General features: G+C 65.2%; 13 protein-coding genes. 8 read left to right on the top strand and 5 right to left on the bottom strand.

Features of this window, described 5'->3' with window-relative positions; all coding sequences use genetic code 11:
- Window positions 1-11: 11 nt before the first annotated feature.
- The 5 genes from AC3WW4_RS09825 (at window position 12) to AC3WW4_RS09805 (ending at window position 8901) form a co-directional block, all read left to right on the top strand.
- The gene (locus tag AC3WW4_RS09825) at window positions 12-1295 is read left to right on the top strand and encodes a metallophosphoesterase family protein (protein ID WP_488828244.1); all 1284 of its coding nucleotides are present in this window, start codon (window positions 12-14) and stop codon (window positions 1293-1295) included.
- Window positions 1292-4837: an AAA family ATPase gene (locus AC3WW4_RS09820; protein WP_488828242.1), complete on the top strand. Its 3546-nt coding sequence runs from the start codon at window positions 1292-1294 to the stop codon at window positions 4835-4837. The genes AC3WW4_RS09825 and AC3WW4_RS09820 overlap by 4 nt, the downstream gene beginning before the upstream one ends.
- Before the next feature lie 287 nt (window positions 4838-5124).
- A complete protein-coding gene (locus tag AC3WW4_RS09815) occupies window positions 5125-6222 on the top strand; it encodes an NAD(P)-dependent alcohol dehydrogenase (protein ID WP_488828240.1) in 1098 nt (365 codons plus the stop codon).
- Between the two features lie 124 nt (window positions 6223-6346).
- Complete coding sequence (locus AC3WW4_RS09810) at window positions 6347-7633, top strand: diguanylate cyclase (RefSeq protein ID WP_488828238.1); 1287 nt, start codon at window positions 6347-6349, stop codon at window positions 7631-7633.
- Window positions 7630-8901, top strand: a complete 1272-nt coding sequence (locus tag AC3WW4_RS09805; protein WP_488828236.1) for a GGDEF domain-containing protein — start codon at window positions 7630-7632, stop codon at window positions 8899-8901. Before AC3WW4_RS09810 ends, AC3WW4_RS09805 begins: the two co-directional genes overlap by 4 nt.
- Window positions 8902-8915: 14 nt before the next feature.
- Here the strand turns inward: AC3WW4_RS09805 and AC3WW4_RS09800 are convergent, their stop codons facing one another.
- From AC3WW4_RS09800 to smc, 5 genes are all read right to left on the bottom strand, one after another.
- The gene (locus tag AC3WW4_RS09800) at window positions 8916-9836 is read right to left on the bottom strand and encodes a cation diffusion facilitator family transporter (protein ID WP_488828234.1); all 921 of its coding nucleotides are present in this window, start codon (window positions 9834-9836) and stop codon (window positions 8916-8918) included.
- Between the two features lie 7 nt (window positions 9837-9843).
- A complete protein-coding gene (gene ribA / locus AC3WW4_RS09795) occupies window positions 9844-10494 on the bottom strand; it encodes a GTP cyclohydrolase II (RefSeq protein WP_488828232.1) in 651 nt (216 codons plus the stop codon).
- Window positions 10495-10575: 81 nt separating this feature from the next.
- Complete coding sequence (ligA, locus tag AC3WW4_RS09790) at window positions 10576-12702, bottom strand: NAD-dependent DNA ligase LigA (protein WP_488828230.1); 2127 nt, start codon at window positions 12700-12702, stop codon at window positions 10576-10578.
- A 12-nt stretch (window positions 12703-12714) separates the two neighbouring features.
- The gene (locus AC3WW4_RS09785) at window positions 12715-13797 is read right to left on the bottom strand and encodes a cell division protein FtsZ (RefSeq protein ID WP_488828229.1); all 1083 of its coding nucleotides are present in this window, start codon (window positions 13795-13797) and stop codon (window positions 12715-12717) included.
- A gap of 11 nt (window positions 13798-13808) precedes the next feature.
- Complete coding sequence (smc, locus tag AC3WW4_RS09780) at window positions 13809-17324, bottom strand: chromosome segregation protein SMC (protein ID WP_488828227.1); 3516 nt, start codon at window positions 17322-17324, stop codon at window positions 13809-13811.
- A gap of 143 nt (window positions 17325-17467) precedes the next feature.
- Between smc and queF the strand changes: the two genes are divergently transcribed.
- The 3 genes from queF to AC3WW4_RS09765 all read left to right on the top strand — a co-directional run bounded on the left by queF (window position 17468) and on the right by AC3WW4_RS09765 (window position 19943).
- Complete coding sequence (gene queF / locus AC3WW4_RS09775) at window positions 17468-17977, top strand: preQ(1) synthase (protein WP_488828225.1); 510 nt, start codon at window positions 17468-17470, stop codon at window positions 17975-17977.
- Window positions 17978-18053: 76 nt separating this feature from the next.
- The gene (locus AC3WW4_RS09770; protein WP_488828224.1) at window positions 18054-18713 is read left to right on the top strand and encodes an energy-coupling factor ABC transporter permease; all 660 of its coding nucleotides are present in this window, start codon (window positions 18054-18056) and stop codon (window positions 18711-18713) included.
- Between the two features lie 123 nt (window positions 18714-18836).
- Window positions 18837-19943 carry a GGDEF domain-containing protein gene (locus AC3WW4_RS09765; protein WP_488828222.1) on the top strand — a complete coding sequence of 369 codons (1107 nt, stop codon included), beginning with the start codon at window positions 18837-18839 and terminating at the stop codon, window positions 19941-19943.
- The last annotated feature ends 1 nt before the right edge of the window (window position 19944 follow it).

The following is a 19944-nucleotide window of genomic DNA, read 5'->3' as shown; positions in this document are numbered from 1 at the left end:
CGAGAGCTGGCATGCGCTTCCTTCACGCCGCAGATCTGCACATTGACAGCCCCTTGCGCGGGCTCAACCGCTTTGAGGGTGCCCCCGTGGCGCGCCTGCGCAGTGCCACCCGTCAGGCCCTGACGCGCCTGGTGGACCTGGCCATCGATGAAAACGTGGATTTTGTGCTGATTGCCGGCGACCTGTACGACCGCGACTGGCAGGATTTTCACACCGGGCTGTTCGTGCGCGAACAGATGGTGCGCCTGGGGCGAGCGGGGGTGAAGGTCTTCATCGTGCAGGGCAACCACGATGCGCAGGGTGTGATCTCGCGCCAGTTGCCCTGGCCAGACAATGTGAAGGTGTTCTCCAGCCGCTCGGCCGAGACGGTCAGGCTCGACGACCTGCGCGTGGCCATCCATGGCCACAGTTTTCCCGACCGGGAGGTGCCGGAAGACCTGGTGCCGGGCTACCCGATGGCGGTGCCGGGCTACGTCAACATTGGCTTGCTGCACACCAGTCTGACTGGCGCGGAAGGGCACGACACCTACGCACCCACGTCGCTGGACACGCTGCGCAGCAAGGGCTACGACTACTGGGCGCTGGGCCACGTGCACGCCCGCCAGGTGGTGTGTGACGAACCGCGGGTGGTGTACCCCGGCAACCTGCAGGGCCGCCACGCGCGCGAAACTGGCCCCAAAGGCTGCGAGCTGGTGAATGTGGCCGGCGGCAAGCTGGACGCCACCTTTGTGCCGCTGGACGTGGTGCGCTGGCATCAGGTCAATGTGGTGCTGAACCCCTCGCACAGCCTGGACGCCTTGCCCCGGGTGGTGGGCGAGGCCCTGCAGGCGGCAGTGGCATCGGCCGGTGGTGAGCGGCTGCACGCCGTGCGTGTCTGTTTGACGGGCGAAACGTCCTTGCACACCCACGAGGCCCGTCAGCCGGGCACCTTGGCCGCCGCAGTGCAGGCTGCGGCCCAAGACCTGAGCGACGCCGACGTGTGGATCGAGAAGGTGCAACTGGCTTTGCGCTCGCCGCTGGACCGGGCACAGCTGGGTCAGCGCACCGACGCCTTGGGCGAACTTGTGCGTTGGGTGGACGACCTGGCGGCCGAGCCACAGGCCCTGGCATCCTTCGGCCAACCCGTGCTCGCCGAGGTGCTGGACAAGTTACCCGCCGAGCTGCGGCAGGCCCTGACGCGCGATGCGTCCGACGATGTGCCCCAGTGGGAGGATGCCAGCGCCATGTTGGCCCTGCTGAAAGACGCCGAAGCCACGCTGCTGGCCCACCTGAACGTTGGCGAGGAGCAGGCATGAAGATCCGTCAACTGTTCCTGAAGGCCTTCGGCCCCTTTACCGATGCCAGCCTGGATTTCTCCGGCCCGGCCCGCATCCACCTGATTTATGGGCCCAACGAGGCCGGCAAATCGTCGGCCCTGCGCGCCTTGGGTGACCTGCGCTACGGCATCCACGCTCGCAGCACCGATGATTTCATCCACGCCTTCAAGGACATGCTGTTGGCGGGCACCTTTGAAGACGCCGCCGGGCAGGTGCATGCGCTGGCCCGCCGCAAGGGCACGAAGAACACACTGATGCTGGCTGCCCCCGCCACGGGCCTGCCGATCGCGAACAGCACCGTGCCGCCCGATGTGCAGCTGGCCTTGACCGGTGGCGTGCAGCGTGAGCAGTTCGAGACGATGTACGGTTTGAACTCCGCCCATCTGCGCGAGGGAGGGCAGCAGCTGATCCGAGGGGAGGGTGAGCTGGGTGCGGCCTTGTTCGAGGCTAGCACTGGCTCGGCGGGTATCAAGGCCTTGCAGACTTCGCTGGAAGCCGAGGCGAAGCGCTACTTCCTGCCCCGGGGGCGTAACGCCTTGCTCAACCAGGCGGCCGATGAGCTGGACGAGGCCCGCAAACGCTACAAACAGGCCATCACCAAGCCCGACCAGTGGAAGGCGCTCAAGCGTGCCCACGATGAGGCAGGTCAGCAGGTACAGACGCTGCGAGAACAGCTGACCCGTCACCGCCGACGTCAGAACGACGTGACCGAGCTGCGGGCTGTGGCACCGTTGATCCGGGAGCTCGACCGCCTGGAAGCGCAATGGGCAACGGTCGAGGCCGACGTGCAACTGCCGTCCGATGCCCGCGAACGCCGTCTGGCTGCACAGCAACAGCAAGCCCAGGCCCGCCGAGACCTGGCGGACTCGCTGGCGCGTGAAGCCCAGTGTCAACAGGCGCTCTCTGCGCTGGTGGTCGAGCCCACCTTGTTGCGCGAGGGCGTTGCCGTGGAGCGCTTGCAGGCAAATCTGGCCCAGGTGCGCCGCGACCGCGACCGCCTCGCCAGATTTCGCGCCACGGTGGAGGAGGGGTCACAAGGCCTGTTGGGGCAGATGCGGCGTCTGCTGCCCGAGTCCTTGCATACGCTGAGCATCGACGACGGTGTTGCCCACATGCCCTCACAGGCCGACCAGACCGCATGGCGCGCGGCCGCCTCAGAGAGCCTGGACCAGGCGCGGGACCTCGTCGGGGCACGCCAACAACTGGACAGCGCCCGTCGCAAGCTCGCGCAGTTGAGCGAGCAGGCACGTGCGCAGTCGCTGGAGTTGCCAGATGCGGCTTTGCATGCCACGCTCAGTGAGCGTCTGCAACGGGCGCAGGCCTTGGGCGACGTCAGCCAGCGCATCGCCACGCTGGAGCAGGCGCACCGCACTGCGCAGCGTCCACTGGCGCGCGACCTGGAAACCCTGGGCCTGAGCACGGTGGCGCAACTGGCTGCCGTCCGTGGGCTGAGCCTGGTCGACATTGATGACCATGAGCGCGCCCACGCTGAGTTGCGCCAGGGCATCGCGGCCCTCGTCGCCCGCATTGAGAGCACCGAGGGTGACTTGCGCCTGCAAACGGCACGCCACCACAAGCTGGGTGCCGTAGGCGAAGTGGTGAGCGCCGACACGCTGCGTCAAGCCCGAGCCCAGCGCGACACACTCTGGCTCAGCGTGCGAGCGGTGCTGGAGGAGGGCGCACTGGCCGACCCCGACCTGGCCACCTTGCCCCAACGCTACGCGCAGGCCAGTGCCGAAGCCGACCGCCAGGCCGACCTGTTGCGTGAAGGCGCCCAGCGCGCCGCTGAGATGGCCGAGTGCACCCAGCGCATCGCCGACATGCAGCACACCCTGGCCGTACTGCGGACTGCCGAGCAAGGCTTGCAGAACCAGCTGGCGGACCTGGAGGCCCGCTGGCAAGCGCGCCTGAGCGAGCAGGGCCTGTCCGCCATGGGCACGGCGGCGGCGCGTGAATGGCTGACGCTGCGACAAAGCGCCCTTACGCAGCGCGACCGCGTGGCCGAGTTAGCCGATGAGCTGGCGCAGTGCCGCGCTCAGGAAAGTGAGGCGGCTGCCGAGCTGGCTGGGGCTGTTCAGTCCTTGTTGCCGTCGGCCCATCAGGTTCATCACGCAGGGCAGGGTTTGATCGCCTGGATCAGCCTGGCGCAACAGCTGGAGCGCGAGCTGGTGACGCGCCAGGCGGCAGTCGTGCAACACACCCAGGCCATGCAGGCGCTGCAGCATGACATCGCAGACGCCGAACACGCCGAATGCGAACTGCTGTCCGCAGCCCAACCCGTGCGGGAGCGCCTGCAGGCCGCGTGCGCACGCCTGCACCTGCCTCTGGATGCGACGCCTGAGGTGATCAACGCCCGTCTGGCCGAATGGCAAGATTGGGGGGAGGCGCACCGCCGTCACGCCGAACAGGTCTTGCAACTCAAACAAGGCCAAGCTGCGGAGCATGCCGTCGTGGATGAGGCACAGGCCCTGGCCGCACTCCTGGGTGAGCCGCTGGGCGTGCACCTGGACGCCTGGGTCGATGGGGTGGTAGGCCGCCTGCAAGCCAGCCGTGAAGCCCATCGGCAGCAGGCCGAACTTACGCGCCAGGGGCAGGACGAAGCCCGACGCCGTACCCGAATCCAGGCCGATCTGGATGCGGGCACCGCCGAACTGGCCGCCTTGGTTCAGCAGGCCGGTGTGAGCGCCGAGGCCGAACTGACCGAGGCCGAAGCCCGCTCCGAGCGCCGACGCACCATGGCCGAGCGCTTGCAGCACCAACGCGCGCAGCTGGCAGGGGCCAGCGACAAAGACCTGAACACCTTGCGCCAACTCCTGGAGGGGCAGGACAGCCTGGCACTGGACCTGGAACGTCAGACCTTGAGCGATGAGATCCAGCGTCTGGAGGCGCAGGAACAAGCCGCCATCAGCGCCGAACACCTGGCGGCGTCGAACCTCGCGGCCATCGACACCTCTGACGAAGCGGCCCGTGCGCGCGAAGAAATGGAGTCGGCCTTGGCGCGCTACCGTTCCGGCGTGCGTCCCTGGGCACAGCTCAAGCTGGCCGAGGCGCTGTTGAGCGAAGTGCTCAAGCGTCACCGCGAAAAGGCCCAAGGGCCGGTGGTCGCCTTGGCCGGACGCTATTTCCACACGATGACGGCTGGCCGCTTTGTCCGCCTGCTCGTGGATGCCGACGGCGACAAACCGGTGTTGCTGGCGCAGCCCGCACAAGGACAGCCTGTGGGCATTGCCGGCCTGAGCGAAGGCACCGCCGACCAGCTGTACCTGGCCTTGCGACTGGCGGCGCTGGAGGTGCAACGCACACCGGACCGGCTCATGCCGCTGGTGCTGGACGACGTGCTGATGACGGCTGACGATCAACGTGCAGCATGCATGCTCCAGGCGCTGGAGGCGTTTTCGGTTGGGGGTCAGGTGCTGTTGTTCAGCCACCATCAACACCTGAGCGACATCGCACGACGTGTGCTGAGTGACGGCGTGCTGCAGATCCACCACCTGCCATCCAACGTTCTCCCAACGACGTAGGCGGCAACTTATCCCCGCATCTTGTGGATAAGCTTGTTGGCAAGGTCGGGGTAAGACAGGTTCCCCCAGGGAAGTCCCTTGGAGTGCATCAAAAACAGGCAGTCACCAGGTTTTCAGGTGCGTTGCCCTGAATTAACTTACTGTCCACGATGTGTATTATGTTAACTAACGAATGTAGCGCAAACCAAAGCGACGAAGACACAGCACCCTGCGCCATGTCATCAGCCTCGTCACGCTGATGTGCTAAAAACCACGACTACCTACACCTCACCCTCAGGAGACGCCCCATGGCAGCGATGATGAAAGCCGCAGTGTTTGTCGAACCCGGTCGCATCGAGGTGGTCGACAAGCGCATCCCCGACGTCGGCCCCAATGACGCCCTGATCCGCATCACCACCACGACCATCTGCGGCACCGACGTCCACATCCTCAAGGGCGAGTATCCGGTGGCCAAGGGCCTGACGGTCGGCCACGAACCTGTGGGCGTGATCGAAAAGCTCGGCAGCGCCGTCCAGGGCTACACCGAAGGCCAGCGCGTCATCGCCGGCGCCATCTGCCCCAACTTCAACTCCTACGCGGCCCAAGACGGCGCGGCCTCGCAAGACGGCAGCTACCTCGTCCCCCAAGGCCTGTGCGGCTGCCACGGCTACAAGGCCACGGCCGGCTGGCGCTTTGGCAACCTGATCGATGGGACCCAAGCCGAGTACGTGCTGGTGCCCGACGCCCAGGCCAACCTCGCGCCCATTCCTGATGGCCTCACCGACGAACAGGTCCTGATGTGTCCCGACATCATGTCCACCGGTTTCAAGGGCGCCGAAAACGCCAACATCCGCATCGGTGACACCGTGGTTGTGTTCGCCCAAGGCCCCATCGGCCTGTGCGCCACCGCCGGCGCTCGCCTGCTGGGAGCTTCCACCATCATCGCCGTCGATGGCAACGACCACCGCCTTGGCATCGCCAAGAAGCTGGGCGCCGACCTCACGCTGAACTTCAAGAACTGCGACGTGGTCGATGAAATCATGAAGATCACCGGCGGGCGCGGCGCCGATTCGTCCATTGAGGCCCTGGGCACCCAGCAAACCTTCGAGTCGGCCTTGCGCGTGCTCAAGCCGGGCGGCACCCTGTCCAGCCTGGGCGTGTACTCCAGCGATCTGACCATCCCGCTGTCGGCCTTTGCCGCCGGTCTGGGCGACCACAAGATCGTCACCGCCCTGTGCCCCGGTGGCAAGGAGCGCATGCGTCGCTTGATGAACGTGGTGGCGTCCGGCCGCATTGATCTGGGCGTGATGGTCACCCACCAATACAAGCTGGAAGACATCGTTGCCGCCTATGACCTGTTTGCCCACCAACGTGACGGTGTCCTGAAGGTGGCCATCAAGCCGTGAATTTGACACGCCCCTGTGAAGGGGCTGCCCTGCTCTAAGGGAAAGCCACCACGCCCTCACGGGCTGTGGCGGACAGGGCCACGTTACGATCCGACGCAATGACCGATGTCCTGCGTCAGTTGTGATGACCGCCCTTTCCGCCTCCCCTTTTCAGACGACCGAATTCACGCCCTCGGGGTTTGGCGTCACCGTGCCTGGCCCTGAGGTCGAAGAGCCGATCGAGGCAGAGGTGGTCGAACGCCTGTTGAACAACGGCAAACCGGCGCTGCGCTTGCCGGAGCCATTGGAGAAAACCTTCCTCACCGATGCCGGACCCCAGCGTCTGCGCACCATGGTCATCAGCGGCATGCTGGTGGCCGTCATCTTCAACTGGTTTCTGGTCTCCGACTGGCTGCTGGTGCCGGACCAGTTCGAGCTGGCCCTGCGTTTGCGCCTGTTCCTCTTCACGCCGGCCATCATCGTCGGCGTGTTCCTGCTGTCACGGTTGGCGTCACCGGCCATGCGCGAATGGCTGCTGGTCATTCCAGGCGCCGGGGCTTGCGCCATCAACGCCTGGCTGAGCATGTCGAGCACGGACCCGTATGCGGTGCCGTACCTGGTCAGCCTCGCCACCATCGCCATGTTCACCAACAGCGTGGTGAGGATGCGTTTTGCACCGGCCGCGGCGCTCGACGCCATCATCATGATCCTCTTTGTGGTGGCGGCAAGCAGCATGCCGGCCGAGCAGTCAGCGGTCCTGATTCCTGGTGGCCTGTTGCTGGCATGCACCATCGTCTTCACGCTCTATGGCTGCTATTGCCAGGAGCGCGACGATCGGCTGAACTGGTTGCTGCACCTGCGCGAGCGCCTGCTCCTTCAGGACCTGGAAGCGGCAAACCAGGAGCTGCATGACGCCTCTCGCAGCGACATGCTGACCGAGGTGGCCAATCGCCGTCATTTTGACGAGCACCTGGCTGAAGTGTGGGCGCAACACCAGCTTGTCGGTGGCGAGGTCGCCTTGATCATGATCGACGTCGATCATTTCAAGGCCTACAACGACCGTTACGGTCACCCCGTGGGGGATGCCTGTCTGAAAGCGGTGGCGGGCGCCTTGAAGCGACGCCTGCGCGGGCCCGGCGACCTGATCGCGCGGTATGGCGGTGAGGAGTTCATTGCGGTGCTCTCCGGCACTTCCTTGCAGACCGTGCGCGGCGCCGCCGAGCGCATCCGTCGCGGCATCGAGGGGCTCAACATGCTGCACGCCACGTCCAACACCCATGCCGTCGTGACCGTCAGCATTGGCGTGGCCACGATGAGCCCGTCGGCACCGGGTGCCTCCATGACCCGCCTGATTTCTGCGGCCGACGAGGCCTTGTATCAAGCCAAACAGGGGGGGCGTAACCGGGTGGCCGCCATGGGGATGGACGAATGAGCACGCTGACAGCCCCCCTGCCCCTGGACGCCACGCCTGACCTCGACCCGCAGCGCGATGCTGCACGCACCGCCATGATTGATGGCCTGCTGCAGCGTGGATTTCCACGTATGGTGTTTCCGGGCCAACTGGAGGGTGAGTTTCAGCGCGCCGGCCTGGCCGCAAAGCGGGCCCACATTCTCAAAAGCGGCTACATCTCGCTGTTGATTTTCAATGTCTTTCTGGTGGCTGATTACCTGATGCTGCCCGACGTGTTCGCCCTGGCGCTGACTTTGCGTCTGCTGGTGTTCACCCCCATCGCCTTGCTGTTTCTGTGGACGTTTCAGAAAGGCCGTATTCCGGCCGTGAGCCGTGTCTCGCCGCAGGGACTGGAGGCCATCGCCATGGTCAGCGGCCTCGCTGCAGCGGCGGTACTGGCGTTCATCCTGTTGAACAGTCACAGTCCCCTCTCCTACCTGTACCACATCGGCTTCATGGTGGTCATCACCTACGGCAACATCGTGCAGCGGCTGCGCTTTTGGTGCGCCGTCGCGTTCTCGCTGGCATTGATCACCCTGCATGTGGTGGGCATCTATGCGCTGCCCTCCTTCCCCGAGCGCATGGTGCTGCCCCTGGTATCCATGGTGCTGGCCAGTGCTGCCTTCACGCTCACGGCCAACTACGCCCTTGAGAACGACGAGCGTCGGCGTTTCTTGCTCACCGAGCGCGAGCGCGGCCTGATCCGCTCGCTTACCCAGACTCAGGTTCGTCTGCGTGAGCTGTCACGCGTGGACGAGCTGACGGGCCTTTACAACCGCCGCCATTTTGAATCGGCCATGCAGCAACTGTGGCAACGTGCCAGCTTTGGGCGCACGCCCATGGCCATCCTGATGATCGACGTGGACCACTTCAAGAAGTTCAATGACCACTACGGCCACCCGGCCGGAGACGCCTGTCTCAAACAAGTCTGTCAGGTGTTGAAGCAGACCTTGAGCGGCCAGGGAGCCATCGTGGCACGCTACGGTGGCGAGGAGTTCATCGCCGCCATTCCCCAACTGGACGAAACCTCCGCCTTGGCCTTGGCCGAGCGGGTCCGCGCCAATGTCGAACGCTGCCAGATTCCGCATGAGCGTTCCAGCACCTCCGGCGTGGTCACGGCCAGCCTGGGCCTGGCGTGGTGTCAAGCTCGCCCGGAAATGAAGGTGGAACACCTGCTGGCCCTGGCCGATGGGGCCTTGTACGACGCCAAACACCAGGGCCGCAACCGCGTCTGCAGCCAATCGACCTGAGCGCGTCGCCGGTGTCAGTGGTGAGGGGTGTGCGGAACGGGGTCCAGGTGCGTCATCACATTGAGCACCGGTAGTGCGGCCATCACCCGGTCACGGGCCGCCAAGGCAATGTCATGCCCTTGGCTGACCGTCAGGCTGCCGTCCACTTCCAGATGGGTGTCCACCACGATCATGTCGCCCATCTTGCGGGTGCGCACATCGTGCACGCCGGCCACACCGGGTGTTTCGCTCAACAGTGTGTGGATTTGCTCAATCTGCTCCTGCGTGGCCGAGCGGTCCATCAGGTCACTCAGGGCGTTCCAGGCAAACTCCCAGCCCATCTTGCCCACCATGAAGCCCACGATGAGCGCGGCCACCGGGTCGAGCAAGGGGTAGCCCATCAGGTTGCCCACAATGCCCAGCGCCACCACCAGGGACGACGCCGCATCGGAGCGGGCGTGCCAGGCATTGGCCACCAGCATGCTGGAGCGCACGCGTTCGGCCGCCTTGAGCATGTAGCGGAACAACAGCTCTTTGGACAGCAGCGTGAACACCGCGACATACAAGGCAATCGGCTTGACGGCGGGAATGTTCTCGGGCGTGCTCAGCTTGCCCACGGCACTCCACAGCATGCCCACGCCCACGCTCAACAGCAGCAGGCCCAGCACCATGGAGGCGGCAGTTTCAAACCGCTGGTGTCCGTAATGGTGATCGGCATCCGGCCCCTTGCGGCTGTGCCGGCTGGCCAGCAGCACCACAAAGTCGGCCACCAGGTCCGACAGGGAGTGGATGCCGTCGGCAACCAGCGCTTGAGAGTGGGCGAAAAACCCCACCACCACCTGCAGCACCGTCAAGACCAGATTGACGCCCACGCTCACCCAGGTGGTGCGCTGAGCGACGCGATGCCGCTCCGGGGTGTCCTCTTCCTCGCTGTCGATCAATCCGGGCGTGTCCATGAGGGGCTCAACCCAGCCAGTCGATGTGATGGCCCAGCTTGCGGGCCTTGGTACCCAGGTAGCGCTCGTTCTCGGGCTGTACTTCGCTGCGCACTGGCACCCGCTCTTCCACCCTGACACCGTGCTTGCTCAAGGTGTCGACCTTGCGCGGATTGTTCGTCATCAGTTTCACCGATGACACGCCCAGGAAGTCCAGAATCTGCGCTGCCACGTCGAAGTTGCGCAGATCGGCGGCAAAGCCCAGGTGTTCGTTGGCCTCGACCGTGTCCATGCCCTGGTCCTGCAACTGGTAGGCACGCAACTTGTTGGCCAGGCCAATGCCACGCCCCTCTTGGCGCAGGTACACCACCACCCCGCTGCCCTTCTTGCCAATTTCGCTCATGGCGAACTGCAGCTGGGGGCCGCAGTCACAGCGCAGTGAGCCGAACACGTCACCGGTCATGCATTCCGAGTGCACGCGCACCAGGGCGCTGCCTTTCACGTCGCCCATCACCATGGCGATGTGCTCCCGGCCGGTGCCCTCTTCGCGGAACAGCTTCATCGTGAAACTGCCATGCTCGGTGGGCACGCGGGCTTCCGCCTGAAACTCGACCAGGGCGGCGCTCACCGGCGTCAGGGCGTCAATCGGGGACTTCTTGTCGGAATCAGGGGTGGACATTCATTTTCCTCAGGGGCTTGCCATTTTGCCAAATGCCGGTGCGGGTCTGGGGGCGGGTCGCAAAAAGACCCGAATCAGACCTCACTCTTGCTTTGGCACCTCGGGTGGGGTCGCGCCAGCCGTGGCCAACAGCGCCTGCAAGCCTGCTTCATCGAGCACGGGCACACCCAGCGCCTGGGCCTTCTCCAGCTTGGAGCCCGCCTCTTCGCCAGCCACCACATAGTGGGTTTTCTTGGACACCGAGCCCGCCACCTTGCCGCCGGCCTCTTCGATCAGGGCTTTGGCCTCTTCGCGCGACAGTGTCGGCAGCGTACCGGTCAGCACCAGCGTCTTGCCAAACAGTGGCAAGGTGGCTGCATCGGCGGCAGCCGAAGGTTCGTGCTCGGTCCAGGTCACGCCTGCGGCCCGCAACTGCTCCACCACCTCGCGGTTGTGGGGCTGGTCAAAAAAGGTGCGGATGCTGCGCGCCACCACTGGGCCCACGTCGCGGACGGCCAGCAACTGCTCCTCGGGCGCATCCATGATCCGGTCGATCTGGCCGAAATGTCGCGCCAGGTCTTTGGCGGTGGCCTCGCCCACATGGCGAATGCCCAGGCCGAACAGGAAGCGCGGCAAGGTCGTCTGCTTGCTCTTTTCCAGCGCGGCCACGATGTTCTGGGCGCTCTTGTCGGCCATGCGGTCGAGGGCGGCCAGCTTCATCACGCCCAGCTTGTACAGGTCGGGCAAGGTGCGCACCAGGCCACCGTCCACCAACTGGTCGACCAGTTTGTCGCCCAGGCCTTCAATTTCCACGGCGCGGCGCTGGGCAAAGTGCAGCAAGGCCTGCTTGCGTTGGGCGGCGCAAAACAGGCCGCCGGTGCAACGGTGATTGACTTCGCCGGGTTCGCGCACCACCGTGCTGCCACACACGGGGCAATGCGCGGGCATACGAAAGTTGGGCACATAGGCTGGCCGCTCGGCGGCGACCACGCCCACCACTTCGGGGATCACGTCCCCCGCGCGGCGCACGATGACGGTGTCACCGATCCGCACGCGCTTGCGACGCAGCTCGAACAGGTTGTGCAAGGTGGCGTTGGTCACGGTCACGCCGCCCACAAACACGGGCTTGAGGCGGGCCACGGGGGTGAGCTTGCCGGTGCGGCCGACCTGGATGTCGATGCCGTCCACCTGGGTGAGCTGCTCTTGCGCCGGGTACTTGTGGGCCACGGCCCAACGCGGCTCGCGGCTGACGAAGCCCAATCGCTCCTGCAAGGCGCGGCTGTCCACCTTGTAGACGATGCCGTCGATGTCGAAGGGCAAGCTGTCGCGCAGTGCGCCCATGCGCTGGTGGAAGGCCACCAGGCCATCGGGGCCGGTCGCGCCCAAGGCCACGGTGCGGTGCTCACATACGGGCAAGCCCATCGCCTGCAGGGCGTCCAACATGGTGCTGTGCGTGGCGGGTACGTCCCAGCCTTTGACCTCGCCCAGGCCGTAGGCGAAGAAGCTCAAGGGGCGCTGTGCGGCAATCGCCGGGTCCAGCTGGCGCACCGCACCGGCCGCGGCATTGCGCGGGTTCACGAAGGTCTTTTCGCCCTTCTCGCGCTGGCGTTCGTTCAGGGCCTCGAAGTCGTCTCGGCGCATGTAGACCTCGCCGCGCACCTCCAGCACCTCCGGGGCGGCACCTTGCAGCTTCAAGGGAATCTGGCCCACGGTACGGATGTTCTGGGTCACATCTTCGCCCTGCTCGCCATCACCCCGCGTGGCCGCCGTCACCAGCACGCCGTGCTCGTAACGCAGGTTGATCGCCAGGCCGTCAAACTTCAGTTCGGCGGCATAGGCCACCGGCGCATCGGCCTCGGTCAGGCCCAGCTCACGGCGGATGCGTGCATCGAAAGCTTCGGCCCCCGAGGCTTCCGTGTCGGTCTCGGTGCGGATCGACAGCATGGGCACGGCGTGGCGCACCGGCGTGAAACCATCCAGCACCTTGCCCAGCACGCGCTGCGTCGGCGAGTCGGGCGTCAGCAGCCCGGGGTGCGCGGCCTCGATGGCCTGCAACTCGGCGAACAGCTTGTCGTACTCGGCATCCGGGATGCTCGGGTCGTCCAGCACATAGTAGCGGTGGGCGTGCGCATGCAGCAACTCACGCAAAGCGGCAGCGCGCTCCGCCTCTGGCGTGCGGGCGCCGGCCGGTGCCGCCTCGGCCCCGCCAAACATATCAGATTGGGACATGGCCGTGTCGCGTCAGCTGAACAGGCGCCGCGTGGACGGCGCGCCTGCAGCCAGATCACGCGCTGCCAGGGATTCGTACAAGCGGCTCAGCTCGGCTTCGATCGAGGCAAAGGCTGCGGCGTTGAAGGGCTGCCCCTGGTCATCGGCCATCAGCCCGTCCATGCTCAGGGCCAGGGCCTCACCTGCGGCGCACCAGGCCTTGAAGGGCGCATGCTCTGAAGACGTCTGCGGCACGTCGAACGACAGCATCAGCTCACGCAGCGTGGCCTGATCCGGGTCTTCGGCAAACGCAGCCTGGGCGTCGTACTGCAGGGTCAACATGGGCGGTGCGCCCTCTTCCACGCCGGGCAACACCATGCGGCCGGGCAAAGCGCCTTGCACAAAGCCGTGGCGAGCCGCCTGCTGCTGCACATAGCCAATCGACCAGGCGCTGCCACGGGCATGCAAGCGCATGGCCAGTTGCGCATCGTGCGCACCAGCAAAGGCGTCCAATTCCTTGGCTCGGGCCACCACGTCCAGCATGTCCGGAAACTCGACCGAGGCGCCCAAGGTGTCGGCCATGGTCTGGATCTTCTGCACGAACTCGGAGTATTCGATCTCGTTGAGGCCACCGGTGCGGTTGGCCAGCAACACGCCCGCTTGCAACTCCTTGTAGAGCACGCCGGCTTGCGGGGTTTCCCACTCATCGCAGTCCATGCGCAGGCCTTCGATCAGCACTGGCTTGCTGCCCGCACGGCGGGTAGGCGGCAGGTGCATCAGGATGTTGTCGCCGCTCAGCAAACCTTCGGGCGTCAAGGTGGCAATGGCGTCCACCAAAGCGTCCAGGCGCGGCCCTGTGCGTTTGACCGGTGGCGGCACCACGGCCGAGGCGGCCAGCGCCACAGCGTCGGCAATCATGGGGCGAGTAGGCTCATGCTCCATGGTGGAGGTGGCGCTGAAAGGGTCGTGTTGGCTGTCGCCATCCACCGGCTCGACCACGGCACGTTTGGGGTGGCGGGCAGCCGCTTTGCGGGAGTTCCAGGCGCCATGCGCCAGCACCCCGATCAGCACCACGCCGCCCAGGATGACCAGATAGGAAGTCAGCGAATCGTTCATGTGTTGAGTCCTCAAGCTGCGTGGGCCATGCCCAGTGCCGCCTCCATGTCCACCGCCACAATGCGGGAGACACCTTGTTCTTGCATCGTCACGCCCACCAGTTGCTCGGCCATCTCCATCGCAATTTTGTTGTGCGAGATGAACAGGAACTGGGTGCCGCTGGACATGCTCTTGACCAGGCGCGCGTAGCGCTCGGTGTTAGCGTCGTCCAGGGGCGCGTCCACCTCGTCGAGCAGGCAGAACGGCGCAGGGTTCAATTGGAAAATGGCAAACACCAGCGCGATGGCGGTCAGCGCCTTCTCGCCCCCTGACAGGAGGTGGATGGTGCTGTTTTTCTTGCCTGGCGGGTGCGCCATCACCTGCACGCCCGCATCCAGGATTTCGTCGCCGGTCATCACCAGGCGCGCGCTGCCGCCACCGAACAGGCTGGGGAACATGCGCCCGAAATGCTCGTTGACGGTGTCAAACGTGGCGCCCAGCAGTTCGCGCGTTTCCAGGTCGATCTTATGGATCGCGTCTTCCAGCGTCTGGATGGCATCGCTGAGGTCGGCCATCTGCGAGTCGAGGAAGCCCTTGCGTTCGCGGGCGGCGGTCAATTCTTCCAGCGCGGCCAGGTTCACCGCGCCCAGGGCGTTGATCTCGCGCTGGATGCGGTCGATCTCGGTTTGCAGGCCGTAGAGCTTGACGCCATCGCGCTCGATCACTTCGGCCAACGCCACCAAGTCCACCTCGGCGGCGGTGAGCTGCTCCAGGAACTGGGCACCGCCCAGCGTGGCGGCCTGCTGCTCCAGTTGCAGCTTGGTGATCTCGTCGCGCAGCGGTTGCAGGCTGCGCTCGAAGCCCATGCGCTGCTCGTCGGCGCGGCGCAGCTGTGCCGACAGGTCGTCGTAGTGCGTGCGGGCCTGGGCCAGCAGGCCTTCTTTCTCCACGCGCACGGCCAAGGCCTCGTCCAGACCGGTGTGGGCCGAGGCATCGCTCAAGCGTGCCTGCTCCTCGTGCAGTTGCGCCACCGAGGCCTCGTTGAGCTGGATCTGCTGGGCCGAGGTTTCAATGCTGCGCTGCAACTCGCCCCGGCGCGAGGCCATGGCTCGGGCACTGAACTGCGCTTCCTGGGCCTGACGCTCTTGCGCGCGCGACTGCTCGCGGGCCTGATTGAGCTTGCGCTCGGCTTCCATCACGGCCTCTTCCAGCTGGGCATGCTGCTCCTGCGCATCGGCCAGGCTCAGGTCCAGCTCTTCAAAGCGGGCTTCGCCCGTGGCACGGCGTTCCTGCAGCTCGTCCAGTTGCGCATCGATCTCGGCCAGCTCTTCGGCGATCTGACCGTGGCGTGCCTGGGCTTGCTCGGCCTGTTGGGCCAAGCGCAAGACCTCCACCTGCAACTGGTGGGCGCGCTGCTGCACCTCGCTGGTCTGGCGACGTGTGGTGGCCAGGCGCTGTGAGGCGTCGGTGTAATGCGCCTCGGCGCGGATCAGGCTGGCACGGGCGTCTTCGGCCATCAGCGCCTGCGCCCTCACCTGCTTGTCCAGGCTTTCGATTTCCTGGGCGCGGGCCAACATCCCGGCCTGCTCCGAATCCGGCGCGTAGAAGCTCACCGCGAACTGGCTGACGGTGTGGCCGGCACGGGTCATGATGACCTCGCCGTGCGTCAGGCGTTGCCGGTTGGCCAGGGCCTCTTCCAGGTTGGCGGCGGTGTAGACGCCTTCCAGCCAGTCGTTCATCAGCGCCTTCAGGCTCGCATCCTGCAGGCGCAACTGATCGGACAGGCGCGGCAGCGTGGTGTGCGTGTTCTGGATGCCCGCCTGCGGCAGGCTGTAGAACGCCAGCTTGGCTGGCGGCGCATCCTGCTCAAACGCGCGCACGGTTTCCACGCGGCCGACTTCCAGCGCCGACAAGCGCTCGCGCAAGGCCGATTCCAGCGCGTTTTCCCAGCCGGGTTCGATGTGCACCTTGCGCCACAGGCCCTGCAAGCTGTCCAGGCCATGCTTGGCCAGCCAGGGCTTGAGCTTGCCTTCGGTCTGCACCTTCTCCTGCAAGGCGCGCAAGGCCTCCAGGCGCGCCGTCAGCTCCGCCTGCTTGGCCGCCTGAGTCTGGCTTTCCTGCTGCTGCGCCTTGCGGGCCTCGTCCAGCTCGGGCACCTCTTCGGTCAACTCACCCAGCTGGGCTTCCGACAAGGCCAGCTCTTCTTGCACCGCTTCAAGCTGACGCTTCAGGTCTGTCAAGCGGGCCTCATCGGGCGATCCCAAGGCATGTTTTTCACTGCTCAGGCGCTCGCGGCGCAGCGTGAACTGGCGGGACTGGTCGTCGATGTTGCGCGACTCGGCGGCCAGCAGCTGAATCTGTTGCTGCACCTGCCCGGCCACGCCGCGCTGGGTGTTGGCGCGCTGCGTGGCGCTGCGCACGGCATCTTCAAAGCTGGGCAGGTTGCCGGCCAGCTCTTCCGACTGCGCCGCCAGGATCTCGGCCTGCTCTTCGGCAGCGAGCATCTTTTCGGCCAGCTCTTCCAGCTCGAACTCGGCCGCCGCACGGCGCTCCAGCCACTGTTCGTTCTGCCCCTTCAGCTCGGCCAAGCGTTGCTCGACCTTCTGGCGGCCCTCCACCACATAGCGGATGCGCTCTTCCAAGCGGCTCACCGCCAGGTTGGCCTCGGCCAGCTCCCCTTGGGCCAAATGCAAAGCGTCGCTGGCGGCATAGTGATCTTGGCGCACCTGCTCCAGTTGCGCTTCCACGCCACGCAGTTCGGCCAGGCGGGCCTCCAGCGCATTGGTCGCCTCGGCCACCGCCAAGCGAATGCGGGTCTCTTCGGTTGCCGCATCGCGGTGTTTCAAGAACCACAGCTGGTGCAGCTTGAGCGTGCCTTGCTCCTGCAGCGCATGGTATCGGGTCGCCACCTCGGCCTGCTTCTCCAGCTTGTCGAGGTTGTTGTTCAGCTCGCGCAGGATGTCTTCCACGCGGGTCAGGTTCTCTCGGGTGTCCTTGAGGCGGTTTTCCGTCTCGCGGCGGCGTTCCTTGTACTTGGACACTCCCGCAGCCTCTTCCAGGAACAGGCGCAGCTCTTCGGGCTTGGATTCGATGATCCGGCTGATCGTGCCCTGGCCGATGATGGCGTAGGCGCGCGGCCCCAGGCCGGTGCCCAGGAACACGTCCTGCACGTCGCGGCGGCGCACCGGCTGGTTGTTGATGAAGTAGCTGGAGGTGCCATCGCGCGTCAGCACCCGCTTGACGGCGATCTCGGCAAACTGGTTCCACTGGCCACCCGCGCGGGCGTCTTCATTGCTGAACACCAACTCCACGCTGGAGCGGCTGGCCGGCTTGCGGTTGCCCGAACCGTTGAAGATCACGTCCTGCATGGACTCGCCACGCAATTCCGACGCCTTGGACTCGCCCAGCACCCAGCGAACGGCGTCCATGATGTTGGACTTGCCGCAGCCGTTCGGCCCCACCACGCCCACGAGTTGGCCGGGCAGTTGGAAGTGGGTCGGTTCAGCGAATGACTTGAAGCCAGACAGCTTGATCGAATTCAGGCGCATGCTCGGGGCGTTCGCAGGGCAAAAGGTAGACGGCTAAGTCCTTGATTTGCTTGGTAAAAGCCGCTTTGTGACAGGTGAAGACTAACCAAAGATGATAACATCGGCGTTTTGCTGGCATCCCATTTACTGCAGAGTTGTTCACCATGGCCAAGAAAGCCCCCGCCTCCACCGCCCCGACCACCCCAGCCAAGGGCAAGGCCCTCGAGGTGGGTGAACGCGCCAAGCCGGCCACGGCGCCATCGGCGCCGTCCCGCCACCTGGACGTCTTCCCCAACCCGGCGCCCCAGCGCGACTACGTGATCCAGTTCCAGGTGCCCGAGTTCACCTGCTTCTGCCCGCTCACCGGTCAGCCCGACTTCGCGCACTTCACCATCGACTGCATCGCCGACGAGCTGTGCATCGAGCTGAAAAGCCTGAAGATGTACATGTGGAGCTACCGCAATGACGGGGCATTCCACGAAAAGGTCACCAACGCCATCCTCGACGACATGGTCAAGGCCATCGAGCCTCGCTACCTGCGCATCACGGCCAAGTGGTACGTGCGTGGCGGTATTTATACCAACGTCGTCGTCGAGCACCGCAAAAAGGGCTGGAAGCCAGCTCCCAAGGTGGACCTGCCCCAGCACAACGCCGAAACCGGTCTGCTGGGCTGAGTCTCCACGGTATCCCAGACAGCCTTCGGGCTGTCTTTTTTCTGTAGTTCTTCACTGACAAGCAGGACACGCCGCCATGGACTGGGTGCTGCCCGCCGGGTTCGAGACCGCCGTGATGTTCGGCGTGCTGGCCGTGGCCTTGCTGTTCAAGCCCTGGTTGCCGCTCACGCACCGCCCCTTGCAAAGCCCTTGGCTGGGCTGCGTGGCGCTCCTGCCCTTCGTCTGGTGGACCGAGCACCTGCTGCCCAACGGGATGGCCCTGCACGTGACCGGTGCCTGCCTGTTGGTGCTGATGTTCGGCTGGCCGCTGGCCATGTGGACCTTGCTGCCCATCGCCTTGGGCGCCAGCTACATCGAGCGGCCTGCGTGGCCGGATCTCGACACCCTGGCCACCCATGTGGTGTGGATGGGGATGCTACCGGCCACCCTGGGCCTGGGCCTGGGCCTGCTGATTCGACGTTGGCTGCCGCATCACCTCTTCGTCTACATCCTGGGGCGGGGCTTCTTCACCACCGCCGTGTCGGTCACCCTCAGCGGGGCCCTGGCCCTGGCTTTCGGGCACAAGCCGGAGACCTTGCGCGCCGACGAGTGGATGCTCGCCTATTGGCTGCTCGGTTGGGGAGAAGCAGTCAGTACGGGCATGTTGACCGCCATATTTGTGGCATTTTTGCCGGAATGGCTGCTCACTTACTCTGATGGCAGGTACTTACCCGGCGCGTCAAGCGACGACAAATGATGTACCTTTCAGCACGTTGACAGGTCTCCTTTTGATGTGGCCCGTCGGAGATCACTCAGCCGCATGAAAGCCTTGAACTGGTTACACGCCCTCTCTGGCCCTCTTCTGGGACACGAGCCACGTGTGCGCCATCACACCTTGCTGACGCTGGCGCCCCTGCCGACCTACTTGACCAGCTTGGTCATGATCTGGCACCTGGTCTACCTTCATGAACTGAGCAGCACCGCTGCCTGGGGCGTGACATTCGTCAGCATCGTCACCTTTCTCGCTTTCTGGCTTCCCATCCGCACCGGCCTGACACAAGGCATGACGGACCCGGTGTTGACCTTTCCACATGCCGTGGCTTCTTTGTGTGTCTGCGTGGCGGCCTACATCCTGCTGGGCGAACACCGCGTCAACGTGCTGGTCCTGATGGCCCAGGTCATTGTGGTGGCCATGCTGCGGCTGCGCCCCAAGCAGGTGTTGGGGCTGGGCATGACGGCCACCCTGATGCTCGGCGCCGCGTTTGCCTGGGTTGACTGGCGTGACACCAGCGTGGGCATGCTCAGCAAGGGCGTCACCCACCTGCTGGTGGGTGGGGCCAGTCTGCTTCTGCTCTCCTTGGTGGGCAAGTGGGTGAGTGACATCCGCACCGAGATCAGCGAGCAGGCCAAGGAATTGCGCAAAACCGTGCTGACCGTGAGGCAGATGGCCACCCTCGACCAGTTGACCGGCCTGCTGAACCGCCGCGTCATGCTCGACACACTGGAGGCCGAGCGGCAACTCGCCGAACGCCACAGCACGCAATGGTGTGTCGCCCTGATCGACCTGGATCACTTCAAGCAGGTCAACGACCGCTACGGCCACCCCACCGGCGACGCGGTGCTCAAAGGCTTTGCCGAACTGTCCCGCAAGCACCTGCGGGCGGTGGATCGGGTTGGGCGCTGGGGGGGCGAAGAGTTTCTGGTCATGTTCCCTCAAACACGCCTGGACGAGGCCCATGCCTCGCTGGAGCGCCTGCGCAAAGCGCTGAACGCCTGGCGGCTGGCCGAACACCCCACACTGCAGATGAGTTTCTCTGCGGGGCTTGTGCAGGCCGAGCCGGATGACACGCTCGATCAATTGGTGGAGCGCGCCGACAAGACCATGTACCAGGCCAAGGCCTCTGGGCGCAATCGCTCGGTCTGGGCCCCCGTGCTGGCGCTTGGCATGTTCGGCAACAACGTGCCGCCCCCGGGCTTTCCTTCATGAG

This window comes from Aquabacterium sp. TM01 (genome assembly GCF_057808345.1).
The sequence above is the reverse complement of the archived record's forward strand: the minus strand, read 5'-3'. Positions and strand labels throughout refer to the sequence as shown.